Source organism: Pseudonocardia zijingensis (assembly GCF_042657305.1).
Lineage (GTDB): Bacteria > Actinomycetota > Actinomycetes > Mycobacteriales > Pseudonocardiaceae > Pseudonocardia > Pseudonocardia zijingensis.
Window position 1 is genome coordinate 133,616 of record NZ_JBHSKO010000006.1, and the last position, 13,649, is coordinate 147,264.

General features: G+C 72.3%; 14 protein-coding genes. 8 read left to right on the forward strand and 6 right to left on the reverse strand.

Annotation, left to right across the window (positions count from 1 at the left end):
• Window positions 1–59: 59 nt before the first annotated feature.
• Window positions 60–842, reverse strand: a complete 783-nt coding sequence (locus tag ACFPL3_RS14805; protein ID WP_343941875.1) for an IclR family transcriptional regulator — start codon at window positions 840–842, stop codon at window positions 60–62.
• A 150-nt stretch (window positions 843–992) separates the two neighbouring features.
• On the opposite strand from ACFPL3_RS14805, the gene ACFPL3_RS14810 reads away from it, so the two are divergent.
• The 6 genes from ACFPL3_RS14810 to ACFPL3_RS14835 are packed head-to-tail and all read left to right on the forward strand — an operon-like array spanning window position 993 to window position 6,810.
• Window positions 993–1,877, forward strand: coding sequence for a DUF6282 family protein (locus tag ACFPL3_RS14810; RefSeq protein WP_343941779.1), 885 nt, complete (start codon window positions 993–995; stop codon window positions 1,875–1,877).
• Window positions 1,877–2,782 carry a cupin domain-containing protein gene (locus ACFPL3_RS14815; RefSeq protein ID WP_343941778.1) on the forward strand — a complete coding sequence of 302 codons (906 nt, stop codon included), beginning with the start codon at window positions 1,877–1,879 and terminating at the stop codon, window positions 2,780–2,782. Before ACFPL3_RS14810 ends, ACFPL3_RS14815 begins: the two co-directional genes overlap by 1 nt.
• Window positions 2,779–3,522: an HpcH/HpaI aldolase family protein gene (locus ACFPL3_RS14820; protein WP_343941777.1), complete on the forward strand. Its 744-nt coding sequence runs from the start codon at window positions 2,779–2,781 to the stop codon at window positions 3,520–3,522. The genes ACFPL3_RS14815 and ACFPL3_RS14820 overlap by 4 nt, the downstream gene beginning before the upstream one ends.
• Before the next feature lie 29 nt (window positions 3,523–3,551).
• Window positions 3,552–4,907, forward strand: a complete 1,356-nt coding sequence (locus ACFPL3_RS14825; protein WP_343941776.1) for an MFS transporter — start codon at window positions 3,552–3,554, stop codon at window positions 4,905–4,907.
• Window positions 4,907–5,893, forward strand: a complete 987-nt coding sequence (locus tag ACFPL3_RS14830; RefSeq protein ID WP_343941775.1) for a cyclase family protein — start codon at window positions 4,907–4,909, stop codon at window positions 5,891–5,893. Before ACFPL3_RS14825 ends, ACFPL3_RS14830 begins: the two co-directional genes overlap by 1 nt.
• A complete protein-coding gene (locus ACFPL3_RS14835; protein ID WP_343941774.1) occupies window positions 5,893–6,810 on the forward strand; it encodes an LLM class flavin-dependent oxidoreductase in 918 nt (305 codons plus the stop codon). The genes ACFPL3_RS14830 and ACFPL3_RS14835 overlap by 1 nt, the downstream gene beginning before the upstream one ends.
• A 36-nt stretch (window positions 6,811–6,846) precedes the next feature.
• Here ACFPL3_RS14835 and ACFPL3_RS14840 read toward each other — a convergent pair whose 3' ends face one another.
• Window positions 6,847–7,542: an alpha/beta hydrolase gene (locus tag ACFPL3_RS14840; RefSeq protein ID WP_343941773.1), complete on the reverse strand. Its 696-nt coding sequence runs from the start codon at window positions 7,540–7,542 to the stop codon at window positions 6,847–6,849.
• A gap of 74 nt (window positions 7,543–7,616) precedes the next feature.
• Between ACFPL3_RS14840 and ACFPL3_RS14845 the strand changes: the two genes are divergently transcribed.
• Window positions 7,617–8,198 (forward strand): TetR/AcrR family transcriptional regulator, encoded by a 582-nt coding sequence (locus tag ACFPL3_RS14845; protein ID WP_343941772.1) that lies wholly within the window; start codon window positions 7,617–7,619, stop codon window positions 8,196–8,198.
• A 39-nt stretch (window positions 8,199–8,237) separates the two neighbouring features.
• On the opposite strand, the gene ACFPL3_RS14850 is transcribed toward ACFPL3_RS14845, so the two are convergent.
• A complete protein-coding gene (locus tag ACFPL3_RS14850) occupies window positions 8,238–9,437 on the reverse strand; it encodes a 2-hydroxyacyl-CoA dehydratase family protein (RefSeq protein WP_343941771.1) in 1,200 nt (399 codons plus the stop codon).
• Window positions 9,434–10,633: a 2-hydroxyacyl-CoA dehydratase subunit D gene (locus ACFPL3_RS14855; protein WP_379589202.1), complete on the reverse strand. Its 1,200-nt coding sequence runs from the start codon at window positions 10,631–10,633 to the stop codon at window positions 9,434–9,436. Before ACFPL3_RS14855 ends, ACFPL3_RS14850 begins: the two co-directional genes overlap by 4 nt.
• Window positions 10,634–10,681: 48 nt before the next feature.
• On the opposite strand from ACFPL3_RS14855, the gene ACFPL3_RS14860 reads away from it, so the two are divergent.
• The gene (locus tag ACFPL3_RS14860; protein WP_343941770.1) at window positions 10,682–11,818 is read left to right on the forward strand and encodes a CapA family protein; all 1,137 of its coding nucleotides are present in this window, start codon (window positions 10,682–10,684) and stop codon (window positions 11,816–11,818) included.
• A gap of 50 nt (window positions 11,819–11,868) precedes the next feature.
• Here the strand turns inward: ACFPL3_RS14860 and ACFPL3_RS14865 are convergent, their stop codons facing one another.
• Entirely contained in the window at window positions 11,869–12,783 is a 915-nt protein-coding gene (locus ACFPL3_RS14865) for a transporter substrate-binding domain-containing protein (RefSeq protein ID WP_343941769.1), read from the reverse strand.
• A gap of 38 nt (window positions 12,784–12,821) precedes the next feature.
• Window positions 12,822–13,604 carry an amino acid ABC transporter ATP-binding protein gene (locus ACFPL3_RS14870; protein ID WP_379589203.1) on the reverse strand — a complete coding sequence of 261 codons (783 nt, stop codon included), beginning with the start codon at window positions 13,602–13,604 and terminating at the stop codon, window positions 12,822–12,824.
• Window positions 13,605–13,649: the final 45 nt, after the last annotated feature.

Below are 13,649 nucleotides of genomic sequence, written 5' to 3' on the forward strand. Positions count from 1 at the left end.
GCCTTCCGTAGCCCGGACGCCTGTCCGTCCGCGGGCGGCACCCGAGCGCCCGCGTCGCGTCAGGGGGCGAAGCCCAGCGCCGAGGAGAGCCGGGCGGCGGTGTCGCGGAGCGCGAGGACCTTGCCGGAGTCCAGGTCGGGGGACAGCGTGTGCACGGTGCCGATGATCGCCACGGTGGCCACGATCACGCCCTCACGGTCGAGGACCGGCGCCGCGATGACGCGCACACCGACGTTGATCGTGTCGCTGACGGCCACGCCCGTCCGCCGCGCGTCGTCGATCCGCCGGCGGATGCGGTCGGCCTGGGGCTCGTCGAGCTGGTCGAGGAGCGCGTCGACGCGGTCGGTCCGGTGGGCGAGGAAGACGGCCGCCTGTGCGGCGTCGAGGTTCAGGGTGCGACCGACCCGGATCGAGATGTTGAGCACCCGGTTCTCGGGTTCGTGGCAGCGCACGACCACCGGGCTGCGTCCGGCCCACACGCTGAGGACGGCGGTCTCCTCCGCCACGTCCGCCAGGTCGCGCAGGTAGGGGTCGGCGATCTCGACCACCCCGAACCCGTTGAGCGCCAACGTCCCCACGTGCGCGAGAAGGGGGCCCAGGCCGTAGCCGGTGCCGTCCCGCTCGAGGAAGCCGGCGTTCGCGAGCGACGCCAGGTACCGGTGGGCGGTGGTGCGCCCGACCCCGAGTTCGGAGGCCACCTGCGCCACCCGCACGGTGCGGTGCTCGGAGGAGAACATCCGGACCACCTGGGCACAGCGGGCGACCACCTGGATGTCGGTGCCACCGGTCTCGATCGCCTCGGTCATGTCGCTCCCGTCCTCGTCGTGCTCACTGTTCCGCATCACGGTCACGCAGCGCGCATATTGTCCACGATGAGGGCGACCGAGCTCGATCAGGCCCCGCTTCCTGTGATCTGGGCGTCGCATCGTGGTCATCGCGTTCGATGAGCGATACAACCTTCTCTGCAATGCCGCAGAGTGAGGAGCCTGCCGATGACGGCGATCAGCGACATCCTCTGGGGGTCGGTCGACCTCCACGTGCACTCCGGGCCGAGCCCGTTCCCTCGCCGCTTCACCCACGCCGAGGCCGCCCGCGATGCGGGCGAGCGTCTCGGGATGCGGGGCATCCTGTGCAAGTCGCACCACCACAACACGGTGATGGACCTCCTGTCGATGAAGGACCAGCTCGACGGGTTGAGCTGCCGCGCCTTCGGCGGGATCGCGATGAACAACCAGGTCGGCGGCGTGAACCCGTTCGCCGTCGAGATGTCGCTGCGCATGGGCGGCAAGGCGGTCTGGCTGCCGACCTTCTCCTCGGGCAGGCACATCGACTGCCACCCCGAGGGCACCGGGTTCCCCACCGCCACGGTCGAGCTGCGCAACGTGGAGGTGTCCATCCGCAAGGAGGACGGCACCCTGCTCGACGAGCTGCACGACGTCCTCGGTCTCGTCGCCGAGAGCGGTGCGCTGCTCTCCGGCGGGCACATGGACCCGGACAGCATCGAGGAAGTCTTCACCGAGGCGAAGGCGCGCGGCGTCCGCCGGCTGATCGTCAGCCACCCGAACTTCGTGATCGGGGCGCAACCGGAGCAGGCGCGCCGGCTCGTGGAGCTCGGGTCGTACGTGGAGCACGAGGTGTCCATGTACGACCCCGAGGGCACCAAGAAGTGGGACCCGAAGATCCTCAAGGACTGGATCGACGCGATCGGCCCCGAGCACACGGTGCTGGCGTCCGACCTCGGGCAGGCGAACCGGGAGCTGCCCGTCGACGCGTTCCTGCGGGTCGGCGAGATCCTGCTCGACCTCGGCGTCGAGGAGAAGGACCTGCAGCGCATGACCCGGGACAACCCCGCCTTCCTGCTCGGGTTGGAGAACTGATGGCCTACGCGTCCACCGATCCGCGCTCCCAGCTCGCCACCGCCGAACGGCCGGTGGGGGACGAGGGCATCGCCGCCCCGGAGTTCGCGGACTTCACGGCCACCGAGCCCACCGAGGTGAGCGACCTCGGCTCGCGCACCTGGATCGTGCGGGCGCAGAACGTCGTGCTCGCCTACACCGACGCGGTGGCGGGCGAGGTCCTCCGTCGCACCGGCGACCCCGACGAGTACGTGGTGGTGCTGCCGCACGAGACGTCCGCCGCCCGCGCGCGTGCCGGCGGGGCGGAGGTGGAGCTCTCCGGCCAGGGCGTGATGGTCGTGCCGCCAGGGGAGAGCGAGGTCGTGGCGGAGGCCGCCACGCACCTGGTGCGGCTGTTCCGGCCGGACGCCCCGGGCGTGGCGGAGCGCGCCGTCAACGCCGCGTCGTACGCCGAGCCGCACCCGCGGGTGGCGATCGAGGACCGCTGGCCCGCCCCGGTGGACGGCGACCGGCTGCGGGTCTACCCGGTCGGCGGGATCGAGCGCAGCCCGGACCGCTTCGGCCGGATCTTCCGAACCCGTTCGTTCATGGTCAACTTCCTCTACCCGCACCAGGGCCCGCGTGACCCCGAGAAGCTCTCGCCCCACCACCACGACGACTTCGAGCAGGTCTCGCTCGCGGTGCGCGGCGAGTTCACCCACCACATCCGCACGCCGTGGACGACGGCCCGCTCCCGCTGGCGCGAGGACGTCCACGAGACGCTCCCCAGCCCGTCGGTCGCGGTGATCCCGCCCCCGACGGTGCACACCAGCGAGGCGGTGGGCTCCGGGCAGAACCAGCTGCTCGACATCTTCGCCCCGCCGCGGCGCGACTTCTCGGCCAAGCCCGGCTGGGTGATCAACGCCGACGAGTACCCCGCGCCGTGAGCGACGTGCTGCGGGCGCCGGCGCTCGGGACGTGGGTGAAGCTGAGCTCCCCGACCACCGTCGAGATCATGGCCTACGCGGGCTTCGACTTCGTGGTGGTCGACCTCGAGCACACCCTGCTCGACCTCGGGACCACCCAGACGATGATCTCGCTGGCCCGCGCGTCCGGGATGCTGCCGTTGGTGCGGGTGCCCGACCACACCGCGTCGACGATCCAGCGGGTGCTCGACGCGGGCGCCGCGGGTGTCCTCGTGCCGCACGTGGACACCGCGGAGCAGGCCGGCGCCGTGGCCCGCGCGTGCCGGTTCCCGCCGCACGGCACCCGCGGTGCGGGTTCGACCGGCCCCGCGGGCCGGTGGGGCCGGCTGTCCCGGGCGGAGTACGTGCGGCACGGCAACGACGAGGTGCTCTGCATCCCGCAGCTCGAGAGCGGCCGCGCCGTCCGGGAGGCCGGTCGGATCGCCGCCGTGCCGGGCGTCGACGCGGTGTTCCTGGGCGCCGCCGACCTGGCGATGGACGTCGGCACCAGCGACGTGGCCGACCTGCTGGCCGCAGTGCGCGCCGCCGCCCGGGACGCGGGCGCGCCGGTCGGTTCCGCCGCCGCATCCGCCTCGGCGGCGCGCGCGGCCCTCGACGCGGGCGACACCTTCGTCGTCTGCTCCAACGACACGTCGATGCTGGCCGCCGCCGCGGTCGACACCGTCGCCGCCGTCCGCCGCGCGTCCGCGGCCTCCTCCTAGCCCTTCCTCGAGCAGACTGGAGCAACTCCATGAGCGCCTCCTCGACGACGTCGTCGTGGAACCAGCAGCGTCGGACCCTGATCCCCGCGACCGTCGTCGGCACCGTCCTCGAGTGGTACGACATGTTCGTCTACGCGCAGGCGGCGTCGCTGATCTTCGCGACGATCTTCTTCCCCTCGTTCTCCGGTTCCGCGGGCACGCTGGCCGCGCTCGCGACCTTCGGCGCCGGGTACATCGCCCGGCCGGTGGGTGCGATCGTGTTCGGCCACATCGGCGACAAGCTCGGCCGCAAGACGGCCCTGAGCCTCACTCTGATCATGATGGGCCTGTGCAGCACGCTGATCGGCGTGCTGCCGACCTACGAGTCGGTCGGGATCCTCGCGCCGACCCTGCTGGTCGCGCTCCGCCTGCTGCAGGGCCTCGGCTCGGGCGCGGAGTTCGCCGGCTCGTTCGTGATGGTCGCGGAGTTCGCCCCGGCGAATCGGCGCGGGTACTGGGCGTCGTTGCCCGGCACCGGCGTGTACGGCGGCATCATCCTGGCCACGATCGTCGGCCTGACGGTGTTCCAGCTGCCCGACGAGCAGCTCTACAGCTGGGGCTGGCGGCTGCCCTTCCTGGTCAGCTTCGTGCTGATCATCATCGGCCTGGTCCTGCGGTTGCGGCTGGCCGAGTCGCCGGTGTTCAAGGACCTGAAGCAACGCAAGGAAGCGCACAGCATCCCGTTCGTCGCGATCTTCCGGAAGTCGCCGAGGACCCTGCTCCTCGCGATCCTGCTCACCGCGCCGATCGCCTTCAACGCCCACGTCAGCTCCACGTACTCGCTCACGTTCGGGGTCGAGCAGGGGGTGAGCCGCACCGGTGTCCTGCTCGGCTCGCTGCTGGGCGCGATCGCCGCGTTCTGCCTGGTGCCGGTGGCCGGGCGGCTGTCGGACCGGTTCGGGCGCCGTCCGATCTACATGATCATGACTGCCCTCGGGGCCGTCGGGAGCTTCCCGTACTTCATGTTGATCCTGGCAGGCACCGACGTCTCCTTCTGGGCCGCCCACGTGCTGATCATGGCGCCGTTCACCCAGGCGCTGACCGGTGCGCAGGCCGCGTTCCTGGCCGAGCTCTTCGAGCCGCGGCACCGCTACACCGGTGTGGCGCTGTCGCGTGAGCTCAGCACCGCACTCCTCGCCTCGATCGCCCCCGTCACGGCCCTGGGCCTGATCACCGCGGCGGGTGGACGGCCGTGGCTGCTGGCGGCCTTCATGTCGGTGCTCAGCCTGGCCGCATTCGCCGCCGCGTACTTCCTCCCCGAGACCAGGGGCAAGGACATGCTGGCCGCAGACACCGACGACGCGGCAGCACTCGCAGCGGAACGCGCAGGAGGGAAGGTGCCGTGATGATCCCGACGTACGACGAGCTGCTCGCTCGTACCGATGCCCCCGCGGGCTCGGCGTGGGGTCTGTGGGGCGCCGACGACCAGCTGGGAACACTCAACTTCCTCACCCCGGAGCGCGTGGTGCGCGCCGCCGGGCTGGTCCGCACCGGGACGCGGTTCAACCTGGACTTCCCGGTGAACGCCTTCGACCCCTACCCCTCCGGCACCCGCCACCCCGCGCGGCACCACACCTTCGCGAACAACCCGTGGCACCGCGACGACTGGGTGGACTCGTTCTACATGCAGTCGTCGTCCCAGATCGACTCCCTGCGCCACGTCGGGCACCCCGAGCACGGCTTCTACGGCGGCCGGGCGAAGGAGGAGATCACCGACGACGGCGACACCCTGGGCATCCAGAACTACGCGCAGACGGGAATCGTGGGCCGCGGCGTGCTGCTCGACGTCGACCGGTACCTCGCCGCGCAGGGCAGGCCGCTGCAGCTCAACGACCCGACGGCGTTCGACGCCGACCTCCTCGGCGCCGTCGCCGACGCCCAGGGCGTCCGGGTCGAGGAGGGGGACCTGCTGCTGATCCGCACCGGCTGGGCCGGGCGCTACCTGGCGCTGACGGAGCAGGAGCGCGCAGCGCTCAACTCCGCCCGCTCCACGCCCGGGCTCGCCCAGACCGAGGCGGTGGTGCGATGGTTGTGGGACCACCGGGTCGCGATGGTCGCGGCCGACAACACCGGCGTCGAACGGTTCCCCGCGCAGGACTCCGATTTCGTCGTCGACGGGCTCCCGAAGCCGGAACGCGGCCCCGACCACAACGGGATGATCCACCGCCCGCTGATCGCCCTGCTCGGCATGGCGATGGGCGAGCTGTGGGCACTCGACGAGCTGGCGGCCGACTGCGCCGCGGACGCGCGCTACGAGTTCCTGCTCACCGCGTCCCCGCTCAACCTGACCGGCGGCGCCGGCTCGCCGAGCAACGCGATCGCGATCAAGTGATGCGCGTCGGGTTGGCCCTGGACCTGGGCAGCGACGGGGCAGCGGGACCGGTCGCCACGCAGATCCAGGCGGCGCAGCCGTTGCTGCGGGCCGCCGAGGCGGCCGGGTTCGACTCGGTGTGGCTCGGTGAGAGCTACCACCCGCGACCGGAGGCGTTCCACCTGCCGTCGCCGCTGATGGTGCTCGCGCACCTGGCGGCCCGCACCACGCTCGGGCTCGGGACCGGGGTGCTGCTCGCCCGTGCGCAGCACCCGGATCGGCTGGCCGTGGAGGCCGCGTTGCTCGACCAGCTCAGCGACGGCAGGCTCACGCTCGGGATCGGGTTGGGCGGCGACGTGCTGCGCGGGCGGTTCGGCGGCCCGGACCTGCCGGGCGGCAGGATGCTGGACGAGCTGCTGGCCCGGCTGCGCGAGCTCTGGCGGCGCCCCGAGGTCGTTCCGGGTCCGCACCGACCGGGCGGCCCACCGGTGCTGGTCGGCGGGCGCGGTCCGGCGGCGGTCCGGCGGGCGCTCGAGCTCGGTGAGGGCTGGTACGGCGCGACGAACTACTCGGACCGGCTGGTGATGGCACAGGCCGCGGCGTACCGGGCCGCAGGTGGCACGGGCGAGGTCGCGGTGAACCGGATCTGCGTCGTCGACGCGGACGGCGGGCGGGTCGACCGGCACCTCGACCGGGTCCGCGCCTACTACCGCGACCGGGCCGCGTGGGACATCGGCCGGGAGGCGGGGGACCCGGAACCGGTCCTGGTCGGCGGCCCCGACGCCGTGCGGGCCGGGCTGGAACGCCTCCGCGACGCGGGGGTGAGCAGCGTGCAGCTGCGCGTCGCCCCGCTCGGCGTCCCCGCGGACGCGGCGTTGCGGACGGTCGAGGCGATCGCGGGCCAGCATGGTGGCTTTACTGGCGGAATGTGCCAGTAGAGCCACCATGCTGGCATTGGGCCTGTGGCGGCGACGTCACAGGCTGAGCAGCAGGTCGCGGACCGCCGCCGGCTGGGAGAGGAACGGGTGGTGGCCGGCGTCGAGTTCGACGACGTTTCCGGCCTTGCGGCCGAACTCGCGCTGCAGCCGGGGTGGGGTGCCCTCGTCCCGGGCGCAGACGAGGTAGGTCGAGGGCACCTGCTGCCAGGCCGATGCGCCGACCGGCTGTGCGGTCACGTGCACGCTCTGCCGGGAGAGGTGCTGCGACGCCTGCGCCTGCACGTCGGGGTCGCAGTCCTGCAGGAACGTGTCGACGAGCAGCTCGGGGCGGACCCCGAACGTGCCGGTGTCCGGGTCGACGTCGAGGAACGGTGCGGGGTTGCCGTCGCCGAAGTCGGACAGGCTCTGCCCGACCTCGGGGAGGTAGCTCGAGATCAGCAGCAGGTGGCGCACCGACGCGACGCCCGCGGCGGCTTCCGCGGTGACGATGCCGCCGTAGCTGTGGGCGACCACGACGGTCGGTTCGTCGCCGTCCTGCAGCACCTGCCGGACGGCGGCGACGTCCTCGGGCAGCCCGGGACCGCCTGCGCCTGCCGGCACGCCCGCCTCACCGCAGCTGGGCAGGGCCGCAGCGGTGCTCGGCACCCCGCGGTCCTGCAGCAGGTCCGCTGTGCGGTGCCACCACCACGACCCGTCCCGCACGCAGGCCCCGTGCACGAACACAACCCTCATCCCATCGCCCCTTCCGCCGCCGGTGCGTGTCACCAACGCTAGACGTAACGGCTATTACGTGAAAATCTGACCGGGTGGGACGGCACAAGCAGCCGCAGATCAGGCAGCGGCTCCTCGAGGCGTGCACCGACCACGCCCTCGCCCACGGCCTCCCGGACCGGCTCGAGCCGCTGGCAGCCGCCGCCGGGACGTCGGCCCGCATGTTGATCTACCACTTCGGCACTCGGGACGGGTTGCTGCGCGCCGTCCTCGGCCAGGCCCGCCGGCGGCAGCTCGAGATGTTCAGCGACCTCCTGCAGGCGCGGTCGGACGAGCCCTACCCCGCCACGTTGTACCGCGCCTGGACCGAGATGACCGGACCGCGGGGTCGGCCCTACCTGCGGATGTTCGGGCAGCTGCGGGAGAGCGCGGAGCAGCAGCTGTGGCCCGGCTTCCGGCGCGAGGCCACCACCGACTGGCTCGCGCCGCTGGAACACGGCCTGCGCAGCATCGGGCGGCCCGGCCTCGCGACCCTGGTCCTCGCCGTGATCCGCGGCCTCATCATGGACCTCGACGCCACCGGTGACACCGCCCGGACCGACCAGGCGTTCCGCGACTTCCTCGCCACGATGACGGTCGGACCCGTCGAGACCGGGGTCGACCTCCCGGAGCGCTGACGCGGACGCGGAACGGCGGCAGATCTGACCAGCCGGGGCTCACAACCGCGCGACGAACCTGGCGAGCGCGGTTCGATTCGCCTCGTCGTCGCTCTCGTGGGGCAGGGCGAGGTAGGGGAGCCCCTCCGCCCGGCAGGCCTCGGCGAACCGGGACGGGTGCGGGGACGGGCGCTCCACGGCGATGACGCCGTCGACGCGGTGGCGGCGGGCCTGGGCGATCATCCAGCTCGTGCTCCGCATGTCGAACAGGAACAGCTGGCGGGCCGTCAGCGTGCGCAGCGGGTCGCCGTGGACGGTGCGTGCGTAGGTGGCCGGCATAGCCGCGTACGGGCTCCCGACGAGCACGGCGTCGTGGGCCTCCCGGAGGTGCGCGTGGAACCGCGGCTCGCCCGTCATGCTCCAGAACAGCAGCCGCCGTCGCTCCCGCGGGTACGCGCCGACGCCGTCGGCCACCCGCGCCTCGACGTCGGCGAGGTAGTCGCGGGCGAGGGCCAGTCCTGTTGAGGTTCCGCGGTGCCACGTCGCCTGGTACGCGGCGACCTGGTCGCGCAGGGAGACCGGGCAGCGCGGGGCTGCGGCGACGAGGTCGGCGGCCCGGGTCATGACGTCCATCTGCTGGTTGACCAGGTCCATCGTGTGCGCGAGCGCGCCGGGGGTGAGCGCGCGGCCGGTGCGGGCCTCGAGCTCGGCGAGGAAGCGGCGGTTCTGGTCGAGGCGCAGCTCGAGCCGGCCGGGGTCGACGAGGTCCTCGCCGTGGTCGCGGATGAGCTCCCACCAGTTGTCCGGCGGTATCCGCCGCTCCGGCGAGGAGAAGTTGAAGTCGAGGGGGTAGCAGTCGCACCCGAGCGCGCGGGCCCACAGCTCGGTGACCCTCAGCTCCGACTCGTTGCGGGTGCTGCCGACGACGAGGGTCGGCGTCGGCAGCCCGCCCCACGGTGCGTGCTCGGGCTCCAGGCCGGCGGCGAGCCCGAGGCCGAAGAAGTGGGGTCCGGCGTAGCCGCGACGGTGCAGCGCCTCGGTCAGGGCCGGGGCCCGACCACCCGCGCTGATCACGAAGTTCCAGTAGTTGATCACGAGGACGGCGATGCCCAGCGCGTTCGCCATCTCCTCGGCCTCGTCGCTCGTGCACACCAGGAACGGGTGCCCCCGGCTCGCTCCGGCGCGCACGTCGTCGAGCCACCTGCGTTGGTGCTCCCGGATCCGCCGGACCGCGGGGAGCCGGTCCGGAACGCTCGTCACCGGACCCCCGCGGTGTGCAGGGAGGTCACGAACGCCGCGATCTGGGCGGTCACGTCCTCGGGCAGGTGGGCGGTGTAGGGCTGGCGGGGCAGGTGCAGGGTCGGGATCCCGGCCGCGCGCAGGGCCGCGATCTCGTCCGGCGTCTCCCACAGCTGGGCCTCGTCGCCGTCGAGGTCGAAGAAGATCACACCGTCCGGGCGGGATCCGACCGCGGCGTCGACGCAGCGCTCGACCGTGCGGGCGAGGGGGAACTCCACCGAGCAGGCGGGCATGGCGTCGTAGCGGGCGGCGATGCCGTCGAGCGGAGCGCCGCCCGAACGCACCGGCCACCACGCGCAGCGGTCGCCCCAGCAGTGGTCGTCGCCCACGACGACGGCCCCGCACGTCTCGATGGCCCGGTACACCGCCGGGTGGTCCTGGGGGCTGCCGGCGAGGTGGATGCGCACGGGGTCGGTGGGCGCCACGGGCGGTGGGGTGTCTTCCAGGAACGCCGCGAGCAGGTCGTTGTGGGCCTCCCTGGGCATGACGGCCGCGGAGCCGAACACGGCCAGCGCGTCCGGGCCGGTGATCCGGGGCGGGTTCGCCTTGCGCAGCGCGGCGACCCGTGCCAGCAGGGCCCTGCTGGTGTTCATCACGTCCACGGCGCGCTCCAGCGCGTGGGTCGTGAGCGGTGTGCCCGACCACGAGGCCACTGCGTCCGCGAGGCCCTCGAGGGCGGCCCGGTTGAACCGGGACGCCGCGGGGGAGGGGATGTAGGCCTTGTCGAGGTAGTGCACGGAGGGCAGTCGGAGGTCGGGGCGCGCCTCCTGCGCGAGGAGCAGCTGCCGGTACGCGGCCTGGACCATCTTGCGCGTGTGCGGGACGACGAGGTGGTCGACGAAGTCGAGCGCGCCGCCGAGGACGGCGTCGAGCGCCGTCTCGACGAAGCCGATGGTGGCCGCTCGCCGCGTGAAGGGCGGGCGGATGGTCGTGACGTGCTCGGCCACGAGGTCGGTGGCGCGGTCGGGGACGCCGCTGATCCGGTACGGCAGGAGGCCGGCGGCCATGATCAGCTCAACGGGGACCGAGTCGCAGAAATAGCCGACGACCGAGCCGCCGGATTCGCGCCACGCGCGCGCGGAAACGTCCCGGTTGGCGTAGTGGAATCGTAGTTTCTCGAGCGGTGTCAGGGTGGCCTCCGAGGTCTTTCGCGGGATTCAGAGAATTGTTGACGAGTGCGGCGGGGCGTGTCTAGCGTCGGGTTCGTGAATGAACCCGAAAATTTGACGATCATGGGGGTCGGTGACCTCATCGTCCGCGAACCGGATCCGGCGGCGTTGTTCGCGCTGTGCCGCGACACGCTGCACGCCGCCGACGTGGTGGTCGGGCAGGTCGAGATCCCGCACACCGATCGCGGCGTCGAGCAGCTCGTGAACATCCCGACGCCACCCGCGCCGGTCGCGCACCTGTCGGCTTTCGTCGAGATGGGGCTGACGGTGGCCACGCTCGCCGGCAACCACACCTACGACGCGGGCGAGCCCGGCGTCGTCGACACGGTCGAGGGTCTGCGTGCGCTCGGGATCTCCACGTGCGGCGCGGGCGTCGACCTCGACGCCGCACGTCAGCCCGCTGTCGTGGAGCGCAGGGGTGCGCGGGTGGGCGTGCTCAGCTACAACACGGTCGGGCCGCGGGAGTCCTGGGCGAGCGCGACGAAGGCCGGGTGCGCGTACGTGCACGTGCTGTCGCACTACGAGCTGGACCACCCGAGCCCCGGTGGGCCGCCCACGGCGTACACCGCGTGCGTGCCGCCCAGCCTGGAACGGATGGAGAGCGACATCCGCTCCCTGCGGGAGGAGGTGGACGTCGTGGTCGTGGCGCTGCACAAGGGCGTCGGCCACTGGCGGGCCCACATCGCGATGTACGAGCCGCAGGTCTCGCGGGCCGCGATCGACGCGGGTGCGGACGTGGTGCTGGGGCACCACGCGCACATCATGCGCGGAATCGAGATCTACCACGGAAAACCCATCTATCACGGTCTCGGCAATTTCGCGACGGCGTCCCGCACGCTCGCCGATCGGACGAGCGGGGCGAGCGCGGCGACGCAGGAATGGGCGCGGCGGCGCAAGCAGTTGTTCGGCTTCGACCTCGATCCCGCGATGCCCGCTTATCCCTGGCACCCGGAGAGCCGGAACACCGCCATCGCGCATTGTCGGTTCGACCGCTCCGGGAACATTGTCGCCGGGTTCGTTCCCTGCTACATCGACGACCACCTCCGCCCCGAGCCGCTCGGCCCCGGCGCCGGCGACGCCGTGGTCGACTACATCCGGCAGATCGGCGAGGAGGCCGGCCTGTCCACCACGTTCGACTGGGACGGCGACGTCGTCGTGGTCGGAGCCGGCTGAGCGGGTGCCGGGGTGCCCGCGCGGCGGGCACCCCGGCCGCGTCGGTACTGCTAGGCCTCCGCTTCCGGCGGGGGGTTGAGCGTCGGCTCGTCGACCATGCTGTCGCCGAGGCCGTACTTCGTGATGATGTCCTTGTAGGTCCCGTCGTCCATCAGGTCCTTCAGCGCCTCGACCACGAGCGGCGCGAGGCCGCTGTCCTTCGGCAGCACGATCGCCGAGTTGTGGTAGTTGCCGCCGGCCTCGACCGACTGCGGGATCATGTTCAGCGAGTCGTCCTGCGTGACCGTGTACTGCGCGGCCGCCGACCCCATGCCGGCGGCCACGGCGCGCCCGGATTTCACGGCCAGGATCGCCTTGCTGGTGTCGGCGAGGGGGAGCGGGGTGACCGGCTGCTTCCCGTTGGCGGTGCAGTACTCGGCGAGGTTGGCCACGAACCCCTCGATCGTTCCGCCCTGGATGAAGCTGACCGGCTGCCCGCAGAGCGCGAGGATGTCCGAACCGGGTGTCTTCGCCTTGTCCACGACGTAGCCCTGGCCGGCTTTCAGGTAACCGACGAGGTCGTACTGTGCGCCGCGCTCCTCGGTGACCTCGACCGGGCCCATCGCGGCGTCGTACCGGTTCGCGGACAGGCCGGTCAGCACGGGCCCGAGGCCGCCGCCCACGACGGCGGTCTCCGCCTCCACGCCCAGCTTCGCGGCGATCGCGTTCTGCAGGTCCTCGTTCGGTCCGCTGCCCTGGTCGCCGGTGAGCACGGTGTAGGGCGGGTGCTGCTGGATCGCGAAGACGATCTTCCCGCTGGTCTTGATCCGCTCGGGCAGCCGGTCGTGCAGCGCGGGGTCGGCGGTGACGGCGCTGACGGCCGGGTCGGTCTCCGGGGCGGGCGCGCCGCCGCACGCGGTGAGCGCCGTGGCTGCGACCAGCCCGGTCAGCGCCGCGAGCGCCCTCGCCCTGTGACGTCCGGGCATCCTTGTCGACCTCCCACTCGTCGGTGTCGTGCACTCGGTCATGCGCTCGCCCGTTCCGGGCCGAAGGTGCGGGCGAGGAAGGCCCGCAGGCGGGTGGTGCGCGGTTCGGCGAACATCGTCCGCGGATCGCCCTGCTCGACGACCTGTCCGCGCTCCATGAACAGGCACCAGTCGGCCGCGCCGTGCGCGAAGTTGAGGTCGTGGGTGACGACGACCATCGTGCGGCCGCCGGCGGCCAGGTCCCGCAGCACGGCCATGACCTCCTCGATCAGCTCGGGATCGAGGGCGCTGGTGGGTTCGTCGAACAGCATGATGCGCGGGTTGGGTCCGAGCGCCCGCGCGATGGCCACGCGCTGCTGCTCGCCGCCGGACAGGGTGATCGGGTAGTTGTCGACCTTGCTCGACAGGCCCACCCGGTCCAGCAGGTGGCGCGCACGCCGCTCCGCCTCGCCGGGGTCGGCGCCGTGCGCGAGCACCTGCGGCTGCACGACGTTGCGCAGCACCGTCATGTGCGGGAACAGGTTGAAGGACTGGAACACCATCCCGGTGCGCCGACGCTGCTCGGCGATGCGGACCTCGCTCAGCTCGCGCAGGTGCCCCTTCTGGTGCTCGTACCCGAGCAGCTCGCCGTCGAGGTGGATGGAGCCGCCGTCGATCCGTTCGAGCTGGTTCACGCAGCGGACGAGGGTGGACTTCCCCGAGCCGGACGGTCCGATGACGGCCACCACCTCGGTCTCGTGCACCTGCAGGTCGACGCCGTCCAATGCGCGGAAGTCGCCGAACTGCTTGCGCACGCCCCGCACGTCGAGCACGACCGGCAGGTGGGACTTGCGGCCGCGGACGGGGACGTCGGGGGTCCCGGTCCG

What these genes read in the sequence shown, in the direction of transcription:
- ACFPL3_RS14805 (WP_343941875.1), bottom strand. Translation starts at nt 842, where the DNA reads ATGCGGAACAGTGAGCACGACGAGGACGGGAGCGACATGACCGAGGCG.
- ACFPL3_RS14810 (WP_343941779.1), top strand. Translation starts at nt 993, where the DNA reads ATGACGGCGATCAGCGACATCCTCTGGGGGTCGGTCGACCTCCACGTG.
- ACFPL3_RS14815 (WP_343941778.1), top strand. Translation starts at nt 1,877, where the DNA reads ATGGCCTACGCGTCCACCGATCCGCGCTCCCAGCTCGCCACCGCCGAA.
- ACFPL3_RS14825 (WP_343941776.1), top strand. Translation starts at nt 3,552, where the DNA reads ATGAGCGCCTCCTCGACGACGTCGTCGTGGAACCAGCAGCGTCGGACC.
- ACFPL3_RS14830 (WP_343941775.1), top strand. Translation starts at nt 4,907, where the DNA reads ATGATCCCGACGTACGACGAGCTGCTCGCTCGTACCGATGCCCCCGCG.
- ACFPL3_RS14835 (WP_343941774.1), top strand. Translation starts at nt 5,893, where the DNA reads ATGCGCGTCGGGTTGGCCCTGGACCTGGGCAGCGACGGGGCAGCGGGA.
- ACFPL3_RS14840 (WP_343941773.1), bottom strand. Translation starts at nt 7,542, where the DNA reads ATGAGGGTTGTGTTCGTGCACGGGGCCTGCGTGCGGGACGGGTCGTGG.
- ACFPL3_RS14865 (WP_343941769.1), bottom strand. Translation starts at nt 12,783, where the DNA reads ATGCCCGGACGTCACAGGGCGAGGGCGCTCGCGGCGCTGACCGGGCTG.